Source organism: Halococcus thailandensis JCM 13552, from assembly GCF_000336715.1.
In the GTDB taxonomy this organism is placed as follows: Archaea; Halobacteriota; Halobacteria; order Halobacteriales; family Halococcaceae; genus Halococcus; species Halococcus thailandensis.
This window is the reverse complement of record NZ_AOMF01000155.1, coordinates 25844-48427: the sequence shown is the minus strand read 5'-3', so window position 1 is coordinate 48427 and position 22584 is coordinate 25844. Positions and strand designations below refer to the sequence as shown.

Below are 22584 nucleotides of genomic sequence, written 5' to 3'. Positions count from 1 at the left end.
TATCCGCGTTCCGCTCCAAGAGAAGGTATGACACGCCACGAGGACCAACCGACGCCCGACGGGAGCGACGAGCTGTTCATCTGCCTTGACTGTGGCTACGAGAGCGTCGAGGAAACCGAGAGCTGTCCGAAGTGTGGCGGGGAACTGGCGGTCAAACACTGACAGCGGATCGGAAAGGAGTAGTCCCACCAGGATTCGAACCTGGGTCGAAGCCCCCAGAAGGCTTCAGGATTGGCCACTACCCCATGGGACTGTAGGCGTCAGTAACAGCCGTCTCTACTTATCCCTGTTGGAACGGTTCCGTCCCGAACATCGAGATCGGTGGTTATTCGTCATGATTCCAGCCGTCTCGCCCGAAAGAACAAGCGAACCACCGCCGATGGTCGCGTATGGACACGCTTCGATTCGTCGGCGGGGTCGTAGTGGCGTATCTCGGATTCGTTCTGGTCATGGGTTCGTTCTCGCTCGTCTCGGATGCCGTTCCGGCCATCACCTCGTTCGTCGCAGCGAACGCGACTCATCCGATAGTGCTGTTGAATCTCGGGTTAGTGGGAGCAACGGCTCTCATCGTCGCGCTCGCGTGGCGCAAACAGTGACGAAAGATCGGAACCGATCGGCGATTTCGACGGCTATTTTCGGTTCCACGAGCCAGTGCGGGCATGTACATCGGACGGTTCCTCGTCGTCGGTCCCGACACCGCTGCCTACCGCGTCTCCTCGCGATCGTTCCCGAATCGGCAGATCATCGAGCGCGACGACCGCCTCACCGTGGTGCCGACCGACGCGGCCGACGAGACGGACAACCCCTACGTCTCCTACAACTGCGTGCGACCGGTCGACGATCGGGTCGTCGTCGGCAACGGCTCGCACACCGATCCGATCGCCGAGAAACTCGCGCTGGGCTATCCCGCCCGCGACGCGCTCGCGCTCTCCCTCCTGGCACTCGATTTCGAGAAGGACGACTACGACACGCCGCGCATCGCCGGCGTCGTCGGCCCGGAGAGTTTCGTCGGGACGGTCCGGCGCGACGGGCTCGTCGTCGAGGAGGTGACGGAGCCGACGCTGGTGGCGACCTACGAGAAGGACAGTCCGGAACCGACGGAGATCACAATCGAGAGCGCCGCTGGGGCTGCGAACGCGGTCTACGACGCCGACTTCGAGCACGCGGTCTGTGCGGCCGGCGTCGCGCGGGCGGGCAACGGGTTCGAGACGGCCATCGAGAACGGCGATTGAAGGAGGGCGAGGTCGTAACCGGGGCATGATCGTCGGTGTCATCGCGGATATTCACGGGAATCGAGTCGCGCTCGACGCCGTTCTCGACGACATGCCGCCCGTCGACACGCTGGTCTGTGCCGGCGACGTGGTCGGCTACAACCCGTGGCCTGGCGCGTGCGTCGACGCGCTCCGGGAGCGCGAGGTGCCGACCGTGATGGGCAACCACGACCGCGCGGTGGCGACCGGGACGGATTTTTCGTTCAACAGCATGGCCGGCGCCGGCGTCGCGTACGCCCGCGAGCAGCTCGACGACGAGCAGCTGGCGTGGCTCGCCGGGCTCCCCGACGAGCGCACCGAGTTCGACGGTCGGATGAAGATCGTCCACGGCCATCCCGACGATCCGGACCGCTACACCTACCCCGACATGTTCGCCGCCGACATGCTCGACGACGAGGACGTGCTCGTGCTCGGCCACACGCACGTCCAGCATCACGAGAGCTACGACGACGGGATCGTCCTGAACCCGGGCGGCGTCGGCCAGCCCCGCGACGGCGACCCACGAGCGGCCTACGCGACGCTGGATCTCGATGCGATGAACGTCAATGAGCACCGCGTCGAGTACGACATCGAGCGCGTCGAGCGCGCGGTGAGCGAGGCAGGATTGCCGGAACAGATCGGAAGTCGGCTACGAAAGGGTCGTTAGAAGGTGTCCTGAACGATCGACAGCGCGCGCTCGCGATCGTCCCAGTCGACGAGCACCGCCACCGAGGTCGCGCTCGTGATGACGTCGTGGGCGGTGACGTGCTCGTCGCTGAGCGTCTCGATCATCCCCTGGACGACGCCCGACTGGGTCGGGAGCTCGCCGCCCGAGACACGGAGCGCGGCGAACTCCCCGTCGACGGTCACGCTCGACAGGGCGTCCTCGTCGATGACGCGCTCGTGGAGCACCGTCTCGGCCTCCGTCGCGTCCTCGGTGTAGAGGTAGAACGTGATCGAGTCGAGACCGCTCGCCGCCGCGTCGATGTTGATCCCGACGTCACCGAGCGCGCCCGAGAGCGTCGCGAGAATGCCCGGCCGATTTCTGATCGCCCGCCCGGCGACCGTGAGACAGGACAGCGGCGTCTCCTGGAGATCGATGAGCGTCTCGAAGGTACCCTCGATGCTGGTCCCGCCCTGGAGCAGGTCGCCGTGCTGATAGTGGACGACCCGAACTCCGAGCTCCGGCTCCTTGTAGTTGAGCGCGCTCGGCGCGATGACCTCCGCTCCCCGGAAGGAGAGGTTGCGGAGCTCGTCGACGCTGATCTCGCCGACGTTTCTGGCCCCCTCGACGACCCGGGGATCGCCGGTCATCACGCCCTCGACGTCGGTGACGATGACGACCTCCTCGGCATCCATGTAGTTGCCGAGCATGACGGCGGTCGTGTCGCTGCCACCGCGGCCGAGAGTGGTGACCGAGCCGGCGTGATCCTCGGCGAGAAAGCCCGTCAGGACGGGGACGACCTCGCCCATGCGATCGGCGAGCGCCTGCGCGCGGCGGGTGGTCTCCTCGACGTCGACCTCGCCGTGTGAGTCGGTGATGACCGGCCAGTGCTCGCCACCGGGCTCGACGAACGCGGCGTCGACGCCGCGCGCCGAGAGGGCGGCCTTGACCATCCGGGCGGAGGTGCGCTCGCCCATGCTGACGATCTCGGCCTTGTCGCTCTCGGCGACGTCGAACTGGATCCCGTCGAGGAGGCTGTCGGTCGTCGAACCCATCGCGCTGACGACGACGGCGATCTCGTGGCCGGCCTCGACGGCGGCGGCGATCGAGTCGGCGGCGCGGTTCACCCGATCGCCGCTGCCGAGACTCGTCCCGCCGAACTTCGCTACGACGCGCATCCCTGCCTCCGTCGTCGATACCGCCGCGTGAGAGTGTCGTGCATGGGTAGCGCTGGTATCGCCCGGGGATAACTGCTTTCATCCATTCCATCGGTGACGTGTCGGGCGCAATCGACCGGTCGAAGCTTTAACTGCCTGCATCCCGACGGCGAGGCATGGAGGTGCGCGATGCCGTCGAAGCCGACGCCGGACGGCTGGCCGCGCTCGGCGACGCGCCGGCGGAGACGATGCGGAACCTGGTCCACGACAGGACCGTGCGCGTCGCGGCCGAGGACGACGATCTCGTCGGGTTCGTGAGTTTCGATGCCCGCCGCGACGCGGTCCACGTCACCCAGTTCGACGGCCGACCGGAAGCCGTCGAGCGACTGCTCGACGAGCCGGCACGGTTCGCGCGGAGCGAGGGGATGGCCGCCGAACTGCTCGTCGAGGCGTCGCGGGAAGAACTCAGACGCGCCGCGACCGACGCCGGCTTCCGGGAGGTCGGCCCGGGACCGCGCTTCGACGGCGCACCGACGGTGAAGTTTCGACTCGAAACGTAGGGGTTGCGCAGACGAGTATCACACACTACGATATGAGGATGAGTGGATCGGGACGGTCCCGTCCGGTGGATTTTTCGTTCGCGTTAGGAGAAGAGCGATCGCTCGGATCGTTTCGGATGGAACAATATTCGACGAGGGATGGAGCGTGGTGTCGCCCGAGAAAGGGAAGGCGAAGGGATAATGGAAGCAGTAGACGAAGTGAAGTCGATAGTGGCACGACCAGCACAGCTATATCGATCCGCACCGTACGCACGACAGGCATGCCCATCGATATCGCTGCGTTCGAGCACGATGACCGTCTCGGTGAACCGTCGATCGGCGAGCGGGTCGTCACCTATCTCGCCGCAAACGACGACAAGGCGTTCACGCGCGGCGAGATCGCGGCTGCCATCGATGCCGCACCGAACGCCGTCGGCAGCGCGCTCACGCGGTTGAAGAGTCGGGATCTCGTGCGCCATCGCGAGCGGTACTGGGCCATCACCGACGAGCAGGAGCGGCTCCAGGCCGCTGAGGGGCTGCACGACCTGCTGGAAACGCTCGCCGTCGACGACGAGGAACCGTTCGATCGGGAGGCATGGCTGGCGAACGCGACACCGGTTGGAAGTCGATCTGGCGAAAGTCGATCGGACGGGGAGTGAGATGGACGACGCAGCCGGAATCGGTCGTGGTCATGTTCTCTGGGCAGCCGACCCGTTCAAGCGCGCAGCCGACACGGAGCGTCCATTCGTCGTTTTGAACGACGATACGCACCCGTTTGCCGACGAGCAATGGATCGCCGCCGCCGTTTCGACCACACCGCGGCCACACGCACTCGAAATCACTGAGGAGAACTGGACACACGGCACCCTTCCACAGCAGAGCCACGCGTACCCGTGGGCCATCGTCTCGCCCCGAATCGAAACGATCGATTACGTCGTCGGAAGCGTGACGAACGGGTTCGTGAACGAGCTCGTCGCCGAGGTGGGTAGCTACATCGGACTGGACGAGTGAGTCGGCCGTGAGACGGAAACGCCCGCTCAGTAGAACTTCTGGATCGTCAGATCGAGCGTGTCGAGATCGACGATCGGTGCGTAGCCCACGTCGGGATCGATGTTGACGCTCTGCTGGAAACTCGTCTGTTCCTGCCAGCAGCCCGAGTTGAGCGCGAGCACGTTGTGATACTTGCCGTAGCCGAGTTTGTGGACGTGACCGGTGTGGAAGATATCCGGCACCTCCTCCATCACGAGGTAGTCGCGCTCCTCGGGCGCGATGCGCGTGTGACCGCCGTACTGGGGCGCGACGTGGCGCTTCTTGAGGAGCTGATACATCGGTTTGTGCGGCTCGTCGTAGCTGGCCTTCTCCTCCGGGAGTTCGGCGATAACCTCGTCGAGGCTCACGCCGTGGTACATCAGGATCGAGACACCCTCGATCGTCACGGTCGAAGGGTTGCCCGAGATGCGCGCGTCGTGGACGTCCATGATCTCCCGGAGGTCGTCGTCGAACCCGGGCTGGGGTTCGGCGAGGCGGACGGCGTCGTGGTTACCCGGGATCAGGAGGATCTCCATGTCGCCGGGTACTTCCTTCAGATACTCCGAAAACTGCTCGTACTGTTCGTAGATATCGACGATGTCGAGCTCCTCGTCCTGGTTCGGGTAGACGCCCACACCCTCGACCATATCGCCCGCGACGAGGAGATACTCGACGGCGCTCGCCTCCTCGGTGTGGAGCCAGTCGGCGAACGCCGACCACGCGTCGGCGGCGAACTCCTGGCTGCCGACGTGGACGTCCGAGATGAGCGCCGCGCGGACGTGGCGATCGGCCGTCGAGGGCGTGTACGTGCGGGGCACGTCGGGGAAGTGGAGATCGTCGACGAACAGGATGCCGCCGTCGCCCGCGAGCGTCCCCTCGACCGCAATGACCTCGTCGAGCAGGAGTTCGTCGACGACGCTCGCGAGATCGCGATCCTTCATGATGAGACACGGGAAGGTGCCGGTGGTGTCCTCGAGTTCGACCAGCCAGTGGCCGTTGGCCGTCGAGCGGATGTCCGAGATCATCCCGACGATGGCTGCGTCGCTGCCGCCGGCCATCGCCTCGACGGCCTCGGTGGGACGGTGGTTGATCCGCGAACGGAGCAGTTTCGAGAGCCGTTCGTATCGGTCGCGGAAGGTCCGCACGAAGTCGGCGTACTCGCCCGTCCCGGTCGAGCGCCCCGTGATGTCGCCCGCGATGGCCAGCGAACGGAGCTCGGGATCGACCGAGCGCTCAGGTTGGTCGGTCGTCCCGCCGTCGGCATCTCCGGACCCCTTCGTTTCGACTGGAGCGTCGGGTTCGGTATCGGGTCGTGTGTCGGGGTCTCCACCCGAAACAGAGGGGTTGTGAGTCGCTGTCGTGGCGTCGTTCGCGTCGATGCTCCGTCGGACGTGTTCGGCCGAGAGCGTGAGTGCGTCATCGGAGACCGACTCGACGACGCGCTCGATGGCGCGCTCGGGATCGTTCGCCCCGGCGATGAGCGTGACGGCCTCGCGCTCGGCGTTGTAGCCGCGGCTAGCGAGTTCGGTGACGATGCGGACGGAGCTCGAACGCGGCACGGAGACGGATTCCACGGCGGGAACCAAAAGGATAGCGGAGGTGGGAAGGAAACGTTGAAACGACCGCCGGCGGTATGGGTGTCAATGGATTCCGGAGACGGTGACGAGGGATGGCCCGGACGCTGGGACGACCGGGAATCCGACTCCGGAACGGACGAAACGACCGACAGCAGCGCGACCCCCGGAGACGAAACCGGGGCCCGTGACGACGGGAACGTTTCGGGTGGAGACGATACGAACGGGAGTGATTCGGGTGCAGGCGGTTCGAGCGCGAACGATCCGAGTGCGGGCGATTCGACCGGCGGGGAACCGCTCGCACGCGTGCGCTGGTTCATGAACACCGACGAGGAGTGGGTCGCGTTCGTCCGCGAGGTACTCTCGAGCGTCGCGGTCGTGGCGATCGTCGGCCTCCTCCTGTTCGCGATCAGCGGGCTCTGGCCGCCGATGGTCGCCATCGAGAGTCCGAGCATGGAGCCACACATGGAACGTGGCGATCTCGTCTTCCTGATGGAGGAGCACCGCTTCCCCGGCGGGGCGGCCTACGACGGAACCGGTGTCGTCCCCTATCAGGCGGGCGCTGCAGCCGACTACAAGGAGTTCAGCGAGTACGGTGACGTCATCGTCTACCAGCCCGACGGCAGTACGCAGGAGACGCCGATCATCCACCGCGCGCGCTTCTGGGTGAACGACAGCGAGAACTGGTACACGAAGGCCAACGAGGAGTATCTCGGTGGGGCCGACAGCTGCGAAGAATTGGCGAACTGTCCGGCTCCCCACGCCGGGTTCATCACCAAGGGCGACAACAACGGGCTCTACGATCAGGTGGATACCGGTGCCGGACCGATCAGCAGCCCCGTCAAATCCGACTGGGTCACCGGGACCGCCGAACTCAGGATCCCGTGGCTCGGCCGGATCCGGCTGCTGTTCGGGACGGTCGGGACCGGTGATCTCGGTTCGCCTGCGGGTTCCGTCTCGGCCGCGAACACCGCTGTACCCGGGAGTGCCGCCGGAGGCGCCAGTTGGCAGGCGGGTCCCGCCGCTGTCGGAGCCGGGATTGGCCTCGGAATCGGCGGTGGGAACGGAAACGGTGTCGGCGGCTGAAAAGGCGAATCAGCTGTCGAAGCGTGCCTGGACGAACGGTTGGACGTCTTCGATATCGCCCAGTCGGGAGTCACTCGTCAGGACGGCTTCGGTGTCGTCGATCGGGACGGAGAGGTTCATCTCCTTGGTGCGGCCGTATCTCCCCTTCGAGACGACGACCGCGTTGACGATGCCGAGCATGTCGAGTTCGGAGATGAGATCGGTGACGCGGCGCTGAGTCAGCACGTCGGCGTCGATCTCCTCGCAGAGCCGGCGATAGATGTTGTAGACTTCACCGGTGTTGATGTTCTGTGCACCGTTGCGTTCGAGCAGGATCACGGCGAAGAGGACGACTTTCGATTGGGTGGGAAGCGTGCGGACGACCTCCACGACTCTGTCGAGTTCGATCTTCTCCTGAGCATCGCGAACGTGATCCTCGCCGACGCGCTCGGTCTGGCCGCGCTCGGCGAGTTCACCGGCAGTACGGAGGAGATCGAGCGCGCGCCGGGCGTCGCCGTGTTCCTGGGCGGCGAACGCAGCACAGAGCGGGATGACGTCCTCCGAGAGGGCGTTTTCGACGAAGGCGATGTCCGCGCGCGCCGAGAGGATGTCCCGGAGCTGGGTCGCGTCGTACGGCGGGAAGACGATCTCCTCCTCGCCCAGGGAGGATTTGACCCGCGGATCGAGGAACTCGGTGAACTTGAGATCGTTCGAGATGCCGAGAATCGAGACGCGCGAGTTCTCCAGTTCGGAGTTCATCCGCGAGAGGTTGTAGAGCGTGTCGTCACCGCTCTTCTCGACGAGTTTGTCGATCTCGTCGAGCATGATGACGACGACGCGCTCGTGGTAGTCGACCGCCTCGAAGAAGGTGGAGTAGACGCGATCGGTCGGCCAGCCGGTCATCGGCACGGGTTCGAACTCGTCGAGATCGGCTTCGAGCTGTTCGATGCGGCGTTCGATCTCGTCGACGGAGTCGAACTCGACGGCAGGGGAGTCGGCATCGTCGGGTTCGGCATCGTCAGGTGCGGCGTTGCCGGGTTCGATGTCGTCGAGATCGGTGTCAGCGAACGCGGCACCGTTGGGGTCGAGGTCGTCGAGCATTCCCGGATCGGAGCGGGCACGCTCGGCGAGATCGCGGAGCTCGGCGAGGCGCTCCTCGATATGTCGTTCGTTGGCGTCGATGAACGTGTTCGCGAGCTGGGCGAGCACGCGATACTGAGTATCCGTCACCTCGCAGTTGATGTATTCGACCTCGCAGGGGACGGTGTACTTCTGTGAGGTGGTTTCGAGTTCGTTACTGACGAACTTCGCGCTCGCGGTCTTGCCCGTGCCGGTCTTCCCGTAGATCAGGATGTTCGATGGAGTTTCGCCGCGGAGTGCGCCGACGAGCACCGTCGCCATGTTGTTTATCTGCTCGTTGCGATGGGGGAGTCGTTCGGGCGTGTACGAAGGTCTGAGGACGTCCTTGTTCTCGAAGATCGGCTCGCCGCTGAGGAGATCGTCGAACAGTCCCGGTGCGGCGTCGGTTCGCGATTCGTCCGCGTCCGCGGGCGCGTCGGTATCGGTAGTGGCGGTGGCGTCCGTCGCGTCTGTCTCGTCTCTCGCATTGTCACTGTCCGGTACCCCGCCATCACTGTCGGCATCGGTCGAGACGGTTGCCCGGCCGGTGATCGGGTCTGTCGAGACACTGTCGTCAGTGTCGACGGCGTCATCGGTACCGACGGTATCGTCGGAATCAGCGCTGTCTGGCGGTGCCGACGAATCGTCGGCGGTTCGGTCGTCGGATGATCGATCGTTTCCTGTCATTGCCGTTCGGTTCCCGCATTCCGACCCCTTCCTTTCGGATGGAAGAGTTCCCGCACACCAGCGAAGAATGGCGTATATCCCCGAGAGAAGGCAGCTACGTCGATATAGGACGATGGTGTGCGTGGGTCTGCTCTGTTAATCGTGCAGCGGAACCAGAGGTTGGGTATATATTAATTTGTTGATTCGGGCGGCAACGGGGAGGAAACGAACGACGGTTGCGACCTGACCAGAACAAAACAGGTCGTCGAGGAACCAGTGATGAGGATAGTCACACCAACCTTCCACCTCTCCACCCCCCCACCCCTTCGTTTCAGGTGGAACGGCTGGGAGGGGTGGGTAGGGGACGAGAGGTGCGTCTAGATTAGGAAACTATTAAGTAAAGAGGCTGAGAACAACATCCGAAGAGTAGAGAAAACACTCTATAGACGACATNTTCTTCACTGACGATGCATGTTATTCTAGCACATCCTAGATGATTCATCGTCCTGTCGTGGCTTCGTTCGCCGTCTCGTCCCACGAGATCCACCTCGCCACACACCGCCCTATCCCTGTTCCACTCGAAACGAAGGGGTGGGGGTACGGAAGAATGTGCTAGAATAACATGCATCGTCAGTGAAGAAAGGAAGAGAGAAGAAAGGGAGAGTGGAGTGGAGGAAGAAGCGGCGATCGATCGACGGTCGGTACGATGAGAACAATCGTCGATCGGACTGTGTGAGCTCGGACAGGGCGACCGTTCGATCGAATCAGCAAGCCTGATACGTGTCTGACGTGGGTTTAAGTGTATGCGATATCGTTGTACGTCCGGATTCGCCCGGCGGGCGGGTGGGAGAGAATAATGGGACTATTCGCAGGACTCAGAAAAAGCATCTCGAACCTCTTTTCGAGCGGGCAGCAACAGCAGCGAATCGGTATCTACGGGCCGCCGAACGCCGGCAAGACGACGCTCGCGAACCGCATCGCACGCGATTGGACCGGCGATGCCGTGGGGCCGGAGAGCCATATCCCCCACGAGACGCGGCGTGCGCGCCGGAAGGAAGACATCGAGATCGAGCGCAACGGCAAGTCGGTGAACATCGACATCGTCGACACGCCCGGCGTCGCGACCAAGGTCGACTACGAGGAGTTCATCGAACACGACATGGAGAAGGACGACGCCGTGCGCCGCTCGCGCGAGGCCACCGAGGGCGTCGCCGAGGCGATGCACTGGCTGCGCGAGGACGTCGACGGCGTCATCTACGTGCTCGATTCCGCCGAGGATCCCTTCACGCAGGTGAACACGATGCTCGTCGGCATCATCGAGAGTCAGGATCTCCCCGTCCTGATCTTCGCCAACAAGATCGATCTCGAGGACGCGAGCATCCAGCGCATCAAGAACGCCTTCCCCCAGCACGAGACGGTCCCGCTGTCGGCGCTCGAAGGTGAGAACATGGACGAAGTCTACGAGAAAATCGCGGAGTACTTCGGCTGATGTCCGAAGCAGACGACTCCACCGGCGACGCCGACGGCAGCGGCGTCCAGCTGGACATGATCAGCGGCGAGCGGATGGACCAGCTCGCGAGCATGGAGAAGATCCGCCTGATCCTCGACAGCGTCCACGACGGCAACATCGTCATTCTGGAGGAAGGGCTCGACCCGGAAGAGGAGTCGAAGCTCATCGAGGTGACGATGACCGAGATCAGCCCCGACGAGTTCACCGGCATCGAGATCGAGACCTATCCCGGTTCGTCGAAATCGAGCGGCGGGTTCTTCGACCGACTGATGGGCCGCGAGACGGAGACGAAGCTCACCGTCATCGGGCCGGCCAACCGCCTCGAAACGCTCCACAAGGACGAGACGCTCATCTCGGCGCTCGTCACTCGTACGTGACCGTACCGACCATCCTTTCCCCTGCAACGCCGCCGACGCCCTCTTTGCACTCGGCGGCCACGTCCCGCTAATGCCCCACCAGTGTACGGAGTGCGGCCACACGTTCCCCGACGGCTCGAAGGAGATGCTGTCGGGCTGTCCGGACTGTGGCGGCAACAAGTTCAAATTCGAACCGGCGGCCGATGCGCGCGAAGCGAGCGCCGCTCGGTCGGCGGACGAACGCACCGACGCAGCAGCCACGGACCACCCTCCCGACGATCCAGCAGCCACACAGCCACCGCCGGCCACCGATGGGCCGAACGACGCACCGCCCGACGGACCGCCGACTACCGACTCCGATGCTCCCGCTGCAGTCGAAACCGAGGACGGCGCACAGGCGAACGCCCGTCGCGACGTGGCGTCGTCGGACGATCCCGCAGTGGGTGCGGCCCCGAACTCCGAGCACACACCGGCCAGCGACGACTCCGCCACTAGCGACGACTCCGCCACTCTCTCCGCAGGCGAAACGGACCCCTCCGCCGATCCCACCGATCCCGCTGACGACGGCGATGCCAGCGACGCCGACGGTGCGGACGATGCAGAGATGGCGGCGCTCCGGCAGGAGCTCGACGACCAGTTCGAGAGCATCAAGATCCTCGAACCCGGCCAGTACGAGCTCAATCTGATGGAGCTGTACAACCGCGAGGAGTACATCATCGCCCTCCAGGAGGACGGTCAGTACGTGATCGACGTGCCCGGCTCCTGGCACGGTGAGTGACCACAAAAGAATCGGCGAACAAACCGTCCGGCGAGCCGCGACAATTGAAGCACTTAACAGGGGGCCGCGAGAAGCAACTCCCCATGAGTCAGGCAACCAAAATCGTGCTGGGAACGGTCGGTCTCTCCGCGCTGCTCGCCGTGGGGATCATCGTCGCGCTCGCGCTCGTGTAGATGTTCGATCGTCGAGCACTCTCGGACGATCTCGCGGCGGTCCGCGACGAGCACGCCCCCGACGCGCTGGTCCTCGACACCGAACGTGACTTCGAGACGCTCGATCCGGCGGTCGCCGAGTCGCTCGGCCCGCTCTGTGAGTCGCTCGATCCGGTCTCCCATCCCGCCGAGTGGCTGCCGGCCGACGCGCCCGAGATCCTCGCGAACTACGCCAGCGACTCGTTCACGATCGGTATGCCCGGCGACGGCGGCGTCGCGTGGACAACCCAGACCGTGCCGTCCACGGTACTGGTCAAACCCCGTCTCGCGGGCTCGCCCGAGCCGTTCATCGAGTTTCTGATCGCCGAAGCACTCGTCGAGATCGGGTTCGACGAGCCAGAACAGTTCCTCGGCTTCTTCGGCGAGCGCTACCGCGATCTCGACGAGGCGACCTCGCTCGGCTCGGCGGGCACGTATCAGCTCGCCGCCGCACTCTACGACGCTTTTCTCGGTCGTGCGACCCGCGATGTCTTCGCCGATTGGGACGACGACCACCCGGATCTCCACGCCGCGTGGGTCGATGCGGGCGAGCGCCTCACGCCCCGACTCACGAACCTGTCGAGCGAGATCGCCACCGGCGAGACCACCTTCGCGGCGGCCGCCGAACTCGCCTGTAGCGCCGTCAAACACGATCTCGACATCCCAACTCCCTTCGGCGCGCTCGACACGCGCGCCTACCGCGAGTACGGTCCCGAGTACGCCGTCGAGTGGGCCGAGAAGACCTTCGCCGAACTCGATTAGAACTCGCCGCGCACTTCGCCGTCGACGTCGAGCGAGATGATGCCGTCGAACAGTTCGCGGTACTCCTCGACGACCGACTCGTCGTGGACCTCCTCGGCGAGATGGAACAGACCGACGGCGTCGTGTTCGGCGAGCAGTTCGAGCAGTGCGTCGACGGTCTCGCGGGCGCGCTCCTCGTCGGCGTAGTAGGCCATCTCCGTGACCGAATCGAGGCTCACGCGGAGCTTGCCGTCGTTCTCCTCCAGGAACTCCGCGACGGTGTCGACGATGCCGTCGACGTCGTCCGGCGCGGCGACGTAGTGGACGCCCTCGCCGGAGCGTCGCGAGTAGCCGCGTTCGATACTCAGCGTGTCGAGGATCGTCGCCTTCTCGCGGTCGACGTCGTAGTGTTCGAGTTTCTGTTCGACCTCGCGGGCGGTCGTCCGCGTCGAGACCACGAGCAGGCTGTCGGTGTCGGTGTTGAGGAAGTCGGTGTCGATCCGATCGGTTTCGCCGGTGCTCGGGTGTATCAAGAGTATGCCGGTCCCACCGGGAATCGTCTCGGGGGTATCCTCGACCGTGAGCGCATAATCCATGCCCGAAGCGCGGCGGCAGGCATCTTAATCCCTGCGACACGCCAGACGGTCAGGATGTCAGAAGACGCTGTCGGCGGTGGCCGCGCCGACGACGCTGAACAGCGCCCCGACCGACACCGCCTGTAGTGTCGTCACGAACCGCTCCATCGGTGCCATGGATTCGAGAAACGTCTCCGGTGCGTCGAACATCACCGCGAGGATCACCACCGAGCCGAAGGAGATGGCCATCAGCGAGACGAACCGCACCGGCACCCCGGCGACGGCCCGCTCGTGGTCGGGGTTGCGCTCGTCGTCGGCTTTGTAGAGTGCGCCGTAGCCGATCGCGAGGACGACGGCGACGGTCAGCACGGCGTTGATCGTCTCCATGTTCGTCGCGAGCGTCCAGACCTCCTCGGTGACGACGAACGGTCCGGCGAGCAGGAAGCCGCCGACGACCTGCTGGGCGATGTCCGCCACCTGGAAGTGGGGTCTCCATCTCGTCATGTCGACCGCTCGCCGCCGGCGAACAAGACGCCTGCGCTCGGGTGAGGTCGGCCCGGTGGCCCGAACGGGTTTTCACCTCGGCACCGTTTCCCCCGATATGACCGTCAAAGAGGAGTTCGACGCATGGGCTGCAGAGGGGCGCGATCGCGGGATGGAGGATCGTCACTGGCACACCGCCAAACACGCTCTCGCGCGTATGCCCGTCGAGGCGGGCGATCGCGTGCTCGATCTCGGTACCGGCAGCGGCTACGCCGGCCGGGCGATCAACGACACGACCGGCGCGCTCGTCTGTGGGCTCGACGGCTCGCCCGAGATGGCCCGAAACGCGCGCTCGTACACCGACTCGGATAGCATCGAATTTCTCGTCGGCGATTTCGATCACCTCCCGTTCGCCGACGACAGCTTCGATCACGCTTTCTCGATGGAGGCGTTCTACTACGCCGCCGATCCGCACGAGGCACTCGCCGAACTTCGGCGCACGCTCCGTCCGGGCGGCACGTTCTACTGCGCGGTCAACTACTACGAGGAGAACGTCCACAGCCACGACTGGCAGGACTCCATCTCCATCGAGATGACCCGCTGGGACATGGACGAGTATCGCGACGCGTTCCGCGCGGCGGGCTTTCACGTCGCCGCTCAGGACACGGTTCCCGATCGCGAGACCGAGATCCCGGCCGAAAGCGAGTTCCCGACCGACGAGTTCGCGACCCGCGAGGCGATGGTCGACCGCTACCGCACCTTCGGCACGCTGCTGACCGTCGGCGTCGTCCCCTGAGTCGTTCCCGACACCGCTCGATCGGTCTTCCTCTCCCTCCCCTCCTGCCGATACCAGCAACGGTGTCCTCCTTTCTCGTCTCCAGTCGAAGCAACGCCGGCCTCATCCCCGGTCTGGCTCTGTGGAACCACCCCGACTCGAACGAAAGAGGCAACAAACTCCGCAAACTGCGCAGTAGTGGCGGAACCTGCCGAATGTATCGGTAATATATGCCCCCGCATCGTAGTTGCGAGCGGCCATGAGTGATTACGCGAACGACGTGCTCGTTTCGGCCGACTGGGTCGACGAGCATCTCGACGAGTTCCAGAGCGACGATCCCGACTATCGACTGCTCGAAGTAAACAATCCGACCGTGACCGCGGATTCGGAGTACACCGCCTACGAGGAGGGTCACGCCCCGGGTGCGGTCTTTCTCGACTGGGAAGAGGACTTCACCGATCAGACGACTCGCGACATCCTCTCGAAGGATACCTTCGAGGAGACGATGGGCGAAGCGGGCGTCTCCGAGGACAGTACAGTCGTCTTCTACGGCGGCGGCCGCGTTCCCAACTGGTTCGCGCTGTTCGCCTACTGGCAGTTCAAATACTACGGTCACGAGGACGTCCGCGTGCTGAACGGTGGGAAGGACTACTGGGTCGCGAACGACTACCCGCTCACCGACGAGGAGCCCGACTTCCCGAGTCAGGACTACTCCGCACGCGGGCCGTTCGAGAGCATCCGCGCGTACCGCCAGGACGTCGAGCAGGCCGTCGAGGGTGGGCTGCCGATGGTCGACGTGCGCTCGCCCGAGGAGTTCAAAGGCGAGATCATCGCGCCCGAGGGGCTTCAGGAGACCGCCCAGCGCGGCGGCCACATCCCGGGTGCGAGCAACGTCCCGACCGCCACGGTGCTCAACGACGACGGTACCTTCAAGACCGCCGACGAACTCAGCGAACTCTACGCCGATGCGGGTATCACCGAGGACCAGTCGGTCGTCACCTACTGCCGGGTCGGCGAGCGCTCCTCGATCGCGTGGTTCGCGCTCGTCGAACTGCTGGGCTTCGACGACGTGCAGAACTACGACGGCTCGTGGACCGAGTGGGGCAACATCATCCGCTCGCCCATCGAGAAGGGCGAAGCGGAGTAGGCACCACGAACCCCGCCTCGTAGCGGAGCAGCGAGTAGCCGCGAGCCGCGAAGCAAAACGAGGGCGATCGAGGAAGCGAATCCTCGTCACGACGGACGAACCCACATCGAATTCTCGATTTTTCACGCCGGAAGTCACGCCACTGTTCCGTTGCGAAACCGACAGGCGAGCGCGTCAAGTGGCTTCAGCCCCTGCAATCCACAATGAGCGACACCCAGTCCGGCCCGCTCCAGCCGGACCGTCCAGGCAAGGAGATCCCGTTTCGTGTCGAAGCACCGTTCGATCCCGCGGGCGATCAGCCAGAAGCCATCGAACAGCTCGCGGCGGGGTTCGAGCAGGGGATGGACGCCCAGACGCTGCTCGGGGTCACGGGGTCGGGCAAGACCAACACCGTCTCGTGGGTCGTCGAGGAGATTCAAAAACCGACGCTCGTCATCGCGCACAACAAGACCCTGGCGGCACAGCTCTACGAGGAATTTCGAAATCTCTTCCCGGACAACGCCGTCGAGTATTTCGTCTCCTACTACGACTACTACCAGCCGGAGGCCTACGTCGAAGCCTCGGACACCTACATCGACAAGGACGCCTCGATCAACGACGAGATCGACAGGCTGCGACACTCGGCGACGCGCTCGTTGCTCACCCGCGACGACGTGATCGTGGTCGCCTCCGTCTCCGCGATCTACGGGCTCGGCGACCCGAAGAACTACATCGACATGAGCCTCGAACTGGAGGTCGGTCAGGAGATCGATCGCGACGAACTGCTCAAGGGACTCGTCGATCTGAACTACGAGCGCAACGATGTCGATTTCACCCAGGGCACGTTTCGGGTCCGGGGCGACACGGTGGAGATCTTCCCGATGTACGGGCGGTACGCCGTCCGGGTGGAGTTCTGGGGCGACGAGATCGATCGCCTGACGAAACTCGATCCCCTGGCGGGCGAGGTCAAAAGCGAGGAACCGGCCGTCCTCGTCCACCCGGCGGAACACTACTCGATCCCCGAGAACCGTCTCGACACGGCCATCGAGGAGATCGAGGAGCTGATGGACGAACGGGTCTCGTACTTCGAGCGCGAGGGCGATCTCGTCGCCGCCCAGCGCATCGAGGAGCGCACCACCTTCGATCTCGAGATGCTGCGCGAGACGGGCTACTGCTCGGGGATCGAGAACTACTCGGTGCATCTCTCCGACCGCGACTCTGGCGACGCGCCGTTCACCCTCCTGGACTACTTTCCCGACGATTTCCTCACGGTGATCGACGAATCCCATCAGACCGTGCCCCAGATCAGGGGCCAGTTCGCGGGCGACAAATCCCGCAAGGACTCGCTCGTCGGCAACGGGTTTCGCCTGCCGACGGCCTACGACAACCGTCCGCTGCGCCATCCCGAGTTCGCCGAAAAGACCGGCCAGACCCTCTACGTCAGCGCGACGCCCGCCGACTACGAGCGCGAGAACTCCGAACAGATCGTCGAGCAGATCGTTCGCCCCACTCATCTCGTCGATCCCGCGGTCGAACTCTCGCCCGTGGACGGCCAGATCGACGATCTCCTCGAACGGATCGACGGGCGCATCGAGCGCGACGAGCGGATCCTCGTCACCACGCTCACCAAGCGGATGGCAGAGGACCTCACCGAGTATCTCGAAGAGGCCGGGATCGCCGTCGAGTACATGCACGACGAGACCGACACACTCGAACGCCACGAACTCGTCCGCGGGCTCCGACTCGGCGAGTTCGACGTGCTCGTGGGCATCAACCTGCTCCGCGAGGGTCTCGACATCCCCGAAGTATCTTTGGTGGCGATCCTCGACGCCGATCAGGAGGGGTTCCTCCGATCCGAGACCACGCTCGTCCAGACGATGGGTCGCGCCGCCCGGAACGTCAACGGCGAGGTCGTGCTCTACGCCGACGACGTGACCGACTCGATGGAGTCGGCGATCGACGAGACCCAGCGCCGCCGCGAGATCCAGCAGGAGTACAACGCCGAGCACGGCTTCGAGCCGCGAACGATCGAGAAGGAGGTCGGCGAGACGAACCTCCCCGGATCGGAGACCGACACCGGCGGGACGGCCACCCTCGAACCCGACTCGACCGAGGGGGCTAGGGAACTCGTCACCGATCTCGAAGACCGGATGGACGAGGCCGCCGGCAACCTGGAGTTCGAGCTCGCGGCGGACATCCGCGACCGCATCCGTGAACTCCGCGACGAGTTCGAACTCGAAGACGAAGGGGGCGTCCCACCCGAGGAGGGCGTGCCGCCGGAAGCGGAGTTCTAACCGGCCGTCCGCTCCGTCGATCCGTTCTCGACGAACCCGGTCAGCATCCGGTAGAACCCGTACAGCGAGAGCAGAGCGGCGACGACGGCGCTCGCGAGGAGCTCCGTATCGATCGCAACGACGCCATAGCCCGCGACGACCATGATCCCCGACGAGACGGCGAAGACGAGCAGGAAGACGACCGCCACGCCGAGTCGGTAGCCCTTCCGATCGAACATCGCTGATTCGACCTTCGATTGCCGTCTTCATATCTCTTTGGCGCACCGACGACCACCGACCGGGAACCGGTAAAACAAGTATATTTGTATTACTGAAAGCAGCATTGGAAAGGTTTATGCGAGTTCCGCGTGCTCGTTCGGTACGGCCGCGGTTCCCAGCCGACGGGAACCGCCGGACAGCGAACCGATAGCGAGTCACAACTATGCGCCGACAGCCAGCCACATCATGAGCGAAGGAGCACAGGCAACCCAGACGGACGTCGTTCGTCGAGCACTCGATCGAGCGCGCCCGAACGACGAGGAGATCATCACCGAGAGCGCCGCCGCGGACGTCGTCGCCGCGACCGAACGCGACCTCTACGCGGGCGCGACCGATGCGGAAGCCCGCGAGGCGCTCGTCGGGGTGCTGACCGCCCGCATCGAGCGCGAGCCACGATACAAACGACTCGCCGCCGCGGTGTTTCGCCACCAGCACTACCGCGACGTCGTGGGCGAGGAACCCGGACTGGAGGGGATCCCCGAAACTGGCTATCGCGAGACGTTCCGTACGGGTATCGAGCGCGGCGTCGAAGAAAATCTCCTCGACGAGCGGATGGGCGAGTTCGATCTCGACGCACTCGCCGACCACCTCGATCCTGCGCGCGACGACCGACTCGAATACATGGCGATGACGACGCTCGCCCAGCGCTACTTCCTCGCCATCGACGACGAACCGATCGAACTCCCGCAGGCGTTCTGGATGCGCGTCGCGATGGGCATCGCGCTCGCCGAACCCGACGACGAGCGCCTCGCGCACGCGAAGGAGTTCTACGACCAGCTCTCCACCCTCCGCTTCGTCTTCTCGACACCGACGCTGTTCCACGCCGGGACGACCCACCCGCAGCTCTCCTCGTGTTATCTCACGACCGTGCCGGACGATCTGGAGGGGATCTTCGACTCGTACAAGGCCCACGCGAAACTCTCGAAGTGGTCGGGCGGGCTCGGCAACGACTGGACGAACGTCCGGGCGGCGGGTGCGCGGATCTCCTCGACGGGCGTCGAGTCCACGGGTACGGTCCCATTTCTCAATATCTCGAACGACGTGACCGCGGCGATCAACCGATCAGGAAAACGTCGCGGTGCGGCCTGTGCCTACCTCGAACCGTGGCATCTCGATTTCCCGGCTTTCCTCGATCTGAAGCGCAACACGGGCGACGAGCGCCGGCGCACTCACGAGATGAACACCGCGGCGTGGGTGCCCGATCTGTTCATGAAGCGCGTCGAGAACGACGAACAGTGGACGCTGTTCTCGCCCGACGAAACGCCCGATCTCCACGGAACCTACGGCGAGGAGTTCGAGCAACGCTATTGCGAATACGAACGACAGGCCGACGAGGGCGAGATCGACCAGTACGAGCGTCGTGACGCCACGGAGCTCTGGCGGACGATGCTCACCCGGCTGTTCGAGACCGGTCATCCGTGGCTCACGTTCAAGGACGCCTGTAACGTCCGCTCGCCCCAGGACCACACGGGCGTCGTCAACTCCTCGAACCTCTGTACCGAGATCACGCTCAACACCTCCGACGAGGAGACCGCGGTCTGCAACCTCGGCTCGGTGAACCTCGCTCGCCACGTCGGCGAGGACGGGATCGACCGCGAGCGCCTCGCCGACACGATCGAGACGGCGATGCGGATGCTCGACAACGTCGTGGATCTCAACTTCTACCCCACTGACCGCGCCGAGCGCTCGAACACCCGCCACCGACCCGTCGGCCTCGGGATGATGGGATTCCACGAGGCGCTGATCGAACAGGACATTCCGATGGCGAGCGACGAGGCCATCGACTTCGCCGATCGCATCGCGGAGTTCCACTCCTATCACGCTATTTTGAACTCCTCGCGCCTCGCCGCGGAACGCGGCCCCTACGACTCCTACGAGGGGTCGAAGTGGGATCGCGATCTCTTCCCGCAGGACACCGTCCCGTTGCTGGAGGCCGAACGCGACCGCGAGATCCCGATCGACGTAACCGAACGCCTCGACTGGGAACCCGTCCGCGAGCACGTCGCCGAGCACGGGATGCGCAACTCGAACACGATGGCGATCGCGCCGACGGCGACGATCTCGACGATCGCCGGTACCACCCCCTCGATCGAACCGCGCTACTCCAACCTCTACGTCAAATCGAACATGAGCGGCGAGTTCACCGTGGTCAACGATCGCCTCGTCGCCGATCTCGACGAGCACGACCTCTGGAACGAGGAGATGCTCGATCGGATCAAATACCACGACGGCTCGATCCAGGAGATCCGCGAAATTCCCGAGGCGATCCGCGAGCGCCACCGCGGTGCGTTCGAGATCGACCCGCGCCACCAGCTCGAACTCGCCGCTCACAGGGGGATTTGGCTCGACCAGAGCCAGTCGGTGAACGTCTTCTTCCCCTCGACGGACGGCTCGCTGCTCGACGATGTCTACCGAACGGCATGGGAACTCGGGCTGAAGACGACCTACTATCTCCGTACGCTGGGCGCGAGCCAGTTCGAGAAGTCCACCATCGACATGGCCGAGTACGGCCGAACGCAGACGCGCGATGTCGAAGATGGAAACACCGATAGCACGGACGACAACGACGACGAAACCGACCTTCCGACGGTCGAGGACCCGACCTGCGAGGCCTGCCAGTAATGCCGATCACGTACACCACCGACGCCGACGGACACGACCCGAACAAGATCCTGCCGATCGACTACGAGTGGGCACGCGAATACTACCGCGACGGCGTGGCGAACAACTGGACGCCCGAGGAGATCCCGATGGGTGAGGACGTCCGCCAATGGAACGAGGGCGAACTCAGCGACGCCGAACGCCAGCTCGTTGAGTGGAACCTCGGCTTCTTCTCGACCGCCGAATCGCTGACCGCGAACAACATCGTGCTCGCGGTGTACGATCACGTCACCGCCCCCGAGTGTCGCCAGTATCTCCTCCGCCAGGCATACGAGGAGGCCGTCCACACGGACACGTTCATCTACTGCTGTGATAGTCTGGGCTTCGATCCGGACTATCTCTACGGGATGTACGACCGCATCCCCGCTATCGAGGAGAAAGACGAGTTCGTGGTCGATCTCACCAGAGTGATCGATCGCGACGACTTCGAGATCCGGAGTCAGGAGGACGTTCGAGCGTTCATGCGCGACCTGATCGGCTTCTACGTCATCATGGAGGGGATCTTCTTCTACGCCGGCTTCGCGATGATGCTCGGGCTCAAACGCCAGGGGAAGATGACCGGTGTCGGCCAGCAGTTCGAGTATATCATGCGCGACGAGTCGCTCCATCTGGGCTTCGGCGTCGATCTCATCGACGCCATCCGCACCGAGACCGGCGCGTGGACCGCCGACTTCGGGCGGGAGGTCCGCGATCTCGTCACCGAGGCGGTCGATCTCGAACGCCGGTACGCCCGCGAGGCCTGTCCCGACGAGATCCTCGGGATGGGTCCCGACCAGTTCGCCGACTACGTCGAGTACGTCGCCGACCGCCGGCTCGGCCAGCTCGATCTCGACCCCGAGTACGGGACCGACAACCCGTTCCCGTGGCTCTCGGCAGCCGCCGATCTCAACAAGGAGAAGAACTTCTTCGAGACCCAGGTGACGGAGTACCGCACCGGCGGCTCGCTGGAGTGGTGAGCGTGGCCGAAGCGAACGCCGCGGCCGATCCGACCGCCGATGGTCCGGCTGACGCTGGCGAGGCAACCCTCGGCGCATCGTACACGGAGACGAGCGAGATCCTGATGCCGACCGACACCAACAACCTCGGGCGCGCGCTCGGCGGCCGGATGCTCCACTGGATGGATATCTGCGCGGCGATCGCCTCGCGGCGGTTCTCGGGCGGGCTGACCGTCACCGCCGCGATGGAGGGCGTCGAGTTCCTCGCACCGATCGAGCAGGGCGAGATCGTCACGCTCTCGGGCTACGTCTTCGCGACGGGACGGACGAGCATGGACGTGAAAGTCACCGTCACGGCCGAACGCCCGGCGGCCGACGAACGCCGCGAGACGACGACCTCGTTCTTCACGTTCGTCGCCGTCGACGGTTCGCACGGCACGCGACCGGTGCCCGACCTCGCCTGCGCGAGCGGTCACCAGCACGCGCTCCGCGAGCGTGCTCTGGAACAGCGCCGGGAGCACCACAAACGGACAGGATAGGTCGTCCCGCCGAAAACGGAGTTTTAGCTCAGTACGGAAGGTGAATTCTGCAATCACGGAGGATCCGTCCTCGCCGGAAACCGAACGCACGTCCGGATTCGCGTTCGAGACTCGTTCGCAGCTCGACCTGCTCGTCTTTCTCGTCGCACTCATCGGTGCCGGCGTGACTCTTGGCCCCACGATCGGCTTTCTGGCCGGACTGGTCTGTGTCGGCATCGCCGTCATCACGCTCGGGCGGCTCTACCGTCGGGAGTTCCGGTGACGTGGTATTCCATCCGCGAACGGTCCAGCGCCGCGAA

26 protein-coding genes and 1 tRNA gene are annotated in these 22584 nt (G+C 64.5%); 20 read left to right on the top strand and 7 right to left on the bottom strand.

Annotated elements, in window-relative coordinates; genetic code table 11:
- Positions 1–27: 27 nt before the first annotated feature.
- Complete coding sequence (locus C451_RS24065; RefSeq protein WP_007740291.1) at positions 28–162, top strand: hypothetical protein; 135 nt, start codon at positions 28–30, stop codon at positions 160–162.
- 18 nt (positions 163–180) lie between these two features.
- Here C451_RS24065 and C451_RS10215 read toward each other — a convergent pair.
- Positions 181–253: transfer RNA gene (locus C451_RS10215), tRNA-Gln, on the bottom strand.
- Between the two features lie 136 nt (positions 254–389).
- Between C451_RS10215 and C451_RS10210 the strand changes: the two genes are divergently transcribed.
- The 3 genes from C451_RS10210 (at position 390) to C451_RS10200 (ending at position 1917) form a co-directional block, all read left to right on the top strand.
- Positions 390–596 carry a hypothetical protein gene (locus C451_RS10210; RefSeq protein ID WP_007740289.1) on the top strand — a complete coding sequence of 69 codons (207 nt, stop codon included), beginning with the start codon at positions 390–392 and terminating at the stop codon, positions 594–596.
- A 63-nt stretch (positions 597–659) separates the two neighbouring features.
- Positions 660–1232 carry an IMP cyclohydrolase gene (locus C451_RS10205; protein ID WP_007740288.1) on the top strand — a complete coding sequence of 191 codons (573 nt, stop codon included), beginning with the start codon at positions 660–662 and terminating at the stop codon, positions 1230–1232.
- A gap of 25 nt (positions 1233–1257) precedes the next feature.
- Positions 1258–1917 (top strand): metallophosphoesterase family protein, encoded by a 660-nt coding sequence (locus C451_RS10200; protein ID WP_007740287.1) that lies wholly within the window; start codon positions 1258–1260, stop codon positions 1915–1917.
- Here the strand turns inward: C451_RS10200 and C451_RS10195 are convergent.
- Positions 1914–3092 carry an aspartate kinase gene (locus tag C451_RS10195; protein WP_007740285.1) on the bottom strand — a complete coding sequence of 393 codons (1179 nt, stop codon included), beginning with the start codon at positions 3090–3092 and terminating at the stop codon, positions 1914–1916. The two genes, C451_RS10200 and C451_RS10195, sit on opposite strands and share 4 nt — an antisense overlap.
- A gap of 155 nt (positions 3093–3247) precedes the next feature.
- Here C451_RS10195 and C451_RS10190 point away from each other — a divergent pair, with 155 nt between their 5' ends.
- The 3 genes from C451_RS10190 (at position 3248) to C451_RS10180 (ending at position 4621) form a co-directional block, all read left to right on the top strand.
- Positions 3248–3631 (top strand): hypothetical protein, encoded by a 384-nt coding sequence (locus tag C451_RS10190; RefSeq protein ID WP_007740284.1) that lies wholly within the window; start codon positions 3248–3250, stop codon positions 3629–3631.
- Positions 3632–3891: 260 nt separating this feature from the next.
- Entirely contained in the window at positions 3892–4269 is a 378-nt protein-coding gene (locus C451_RS10185; protein ID WP_007740281.1) for a hypothetical protein, read from the top strand.
- Between the two features lies 1 nt (position 4270).
- Positions 4271–4621: a hypothetical protein gene (locus C451_RS10180; protein WP_007740280.1), complete on the top strand. Its 351-nt coding sequence runs from the start codon at positions 4271–4273 to the stop codon at positions 4619–4621.
- A 26-nt stretch (positions 4622–4647) separates the two neighbouring features.
- Here the strand turns inward: C451_RS10180 and C451_RS10175 are convergent, their stop codons facing one another.
- Positions 4648–6198, bottom strand: a complete 1551-nt coding sequence (locus C451_RS10175; RefSeq protein ID WP_007740279.1) for a DNA-directed DNA polymerase II small subunit — start codon at positions 6196–6198, stop codon at positions 4648–4650.
- A gap of 84 nt (positions 6199–6282) precedes the next feature.
- Here C451_RS10175 and C451_RS10170 point away from each other — a divergent pair, with 84 nt between their 5' ends.
- On the top strand, positions 6283–7299 hold the full coding sequence (locus C451_RS10170; protein WP_007740278.1) for a S26 family signal peptidase: 1017 nt from the start codon (positions 6283–6285) through the stop codon (positions 7297–7299).
- Between the two features lie 9 nt (positions 7300–7308).
- On the opposite strand, the gene C451_RS10165 is transcribed toward C451_RS10170, so the two are convergent.
- Positions 7309–9084, bottom strand: coding sequence for a Cdc6/Cdc18 family protein (locus tag C451_RS10165; RefSeq protein ID WP_007740276.1), 1776 nt, complete (start codon positions 9082–9084; stop codon positions 7309–7311).
- An 835-nt stretch (positions 9085–9919) separates the two neighbouring features.
- On the opposite strand from C451_RS10165, the gene C451_RS10160 reads away from it, so the two are divergent.
- From C451_RS10160 to C451_RS10145, 5 genes are all read left to right on the top strand, one after another.
- Positions 9920–10552 (top strand): Era-like GTP-binding protein, encoded by a 633-nt coding sequence (locus C451_RS10160; protein WP_007740275.1) that lies wholly within the window; start codon positions 9920–9922, stop codon positions 10550–10552.
- Entirely contained in the window at positions 10552–10950 is a 399-nt protein-coding gene (locus tag C451_RS10155; RefSeq protein ID WP_007740274.1) for a DUF2073 domain-containing protein, read from the top strand. The genes C451_RS10160 and C451_RS10155 overlap by 1 nt, the downstream gene beginning before the upstream one ends.
- A 70-nt stretch (positions 10951–11020) precedes the next feature.
- The gene (locus C451_RS10150) at positions 11021–11707 is read left to right on the top strand and encodes an OapC/ArvC family zinc-ribbon domain-containing protein (protein WP_007740271.1); all 687 of its coding nucleotides are present in this window, start codon (positions 11021–11023) and stop codon (positions 11705–11707) included.
- A gap of 83 nt (positions 11708–11790) precedes the next feature.
- Positions 11791–11880, top strand: coding sequence for a hypothetical protein (locus tag C451_RS24605; RefSeq protein ID WP_449271510.1), 90 nt, complete (start codon positions 11791–11793; stop codon positions 11878–11880).
- On the top strand, positions 11881–12660 hold the full coding sequence (locus C451_RS10145; RefSeq protein ID WP_007740269.1) for a DUF7089 family protein: 780 nt from the start codon (positions 11881–11883) through the stop codon (positions 12658–12660).
- Here C451_RS10145 and C451_RS10140 read toward each other — a convergent pair.
- Positions 12657–13235, bottom strand: a complete 579-nt coding sequence (locus C451_RS10140) for a DUF7090 family protein (RefSeq protein ID WP_007740265.1) — start codon at positions 13233–13235, stop codon at positions 12657–12659. The two genes, C451_RS10145 and C451_RS10140, sit on opposite strands and share 4 nt — an antisense overlap.
- 57 nt (positions 13236–13292) lie before the next feature.
- Entirely contained in the window at positions 13293–13718 is a 426-nt protein-coding gene (locus C451_RS10135) for a DUF2391 family protein (protein WP_049913075.1), read from the bottom strand.
- A gap of 97 nt (positions 13719–13815) precedes the next feature.
- Here C451_RS10135 and C451_RS10130 point away from each other — a divergent pair, with 97 nt between their 5' ends.
- The 3 genes from C451_RS10130 to uvrB all read left to right on the top strand — a co-directional run bounded on the left by C451_RS10130 (position 13816) and on the right by uvrB (position 17892).
- Positions 13816–14493: a class I SAM-dependent methyltransferase gene (locus tag C451_RS10130; protein WP_007740263.1), complete on the top strand. Its 678-nt coding sequence runs from the start codon at positions 13816–13818 to the stop codon at positions 14491–14493.
- Positions 14494–14731: 238 nt separating this feature from the next.
- Positions 14732–15619: a sulfurtransferase gene (locus C451_RS10125; protein WP_007740262.1), complete on the top strand. Its 888-nt coding sequence runs from the start codon at positions 14732–14734 to the stop codon at positions 15617–15619.
- A gap of 203 nt (positions 15620–15822) precedes the next feature.
- Positions 15823–17892 (top strand): excinuclease ABC subunit UvrB, encoded by a 2070-nt coding sequence (gene uvrB / locus C451_RS10120; RefSeq protein ID WP_007740259.1) that lies wholly within the window; start codon positions 15823–15825, stop codon positions 17890–17892.
- Here uvrB and C451_RS10115 read toward each other — a convergent pair.
- Positions 17889–18110: a hypothetical protein gene (locus tag C451_RS10115; protein WP_007740257.1), complete on the bottom strand. Its 222-nt coding sequence runs from the start codon at positions 18108–18110 to the stop codon at positions 17889–17891. The two genes, uvrB and C451_RS10115, sit on opposite strands and share 4 nt — an antisense overlap.
- A gap of 226 nt (positions 18111–18336) precedes the next feature.
- On the opposite strand from C451_RS10115, the gene C451_RS10110 reads away from it, so the two are divergent.
- The 4 genes from C451_RS10110 to C451_RS10095 all read left to right on the top strand — a co-directional run bounded on the left by C451_RS10110 (position 18337) and on the right by C451_RS10095 (position 22547).
- A complete protein-coding gene (locus C451_RS10110) occupies positions 18337–20772 on the top strand; it encodes a ribonucleoside-diphosphate reductase subunit alpha (RefSeq protein ID WP_007740256.1) in 2436 nt (811 codons plus the stop codon).
- Positions 20772–21767 (top strand): ribonucleotide-diphosphate reductase subunit beta, encoded by a 996-nt coding sequence (locus tag C451_RS10105; RefSeq protein WP_007740255.1) that lies wholly within the window; start codon positions 20772–20774, stop codon positions 21765–21767. The genes C451_RS10110 and C451_RS10105 overlap by 1 nt, the downstream gene beginning before the upstream one ends.
- A gap of 104 nt (positions 21768–21871) precedes the next feature.
- Entirely contained in the window at positions 21872–22285 is a 414-nt protein-coding gene (locus tag C451_RS10100; RefSeq protein WP_049913084.1) for an acyl-CoA thioesterase, read from the top strand.
- Between the two features lie 40 nt (positions 22286–22325).
- Positions 22326–22547: a hypothetical protein gene (locus tag C451_RS10095; RefSeq protein WP_007740253.1), complete on the top strand. Its 222-nt coding sequence runs from the start codon at positions 22326–22328 to the stop codon at positions 22545–22547.
- Positions 22548–22584: the final 37 nt, after the last annotated feature.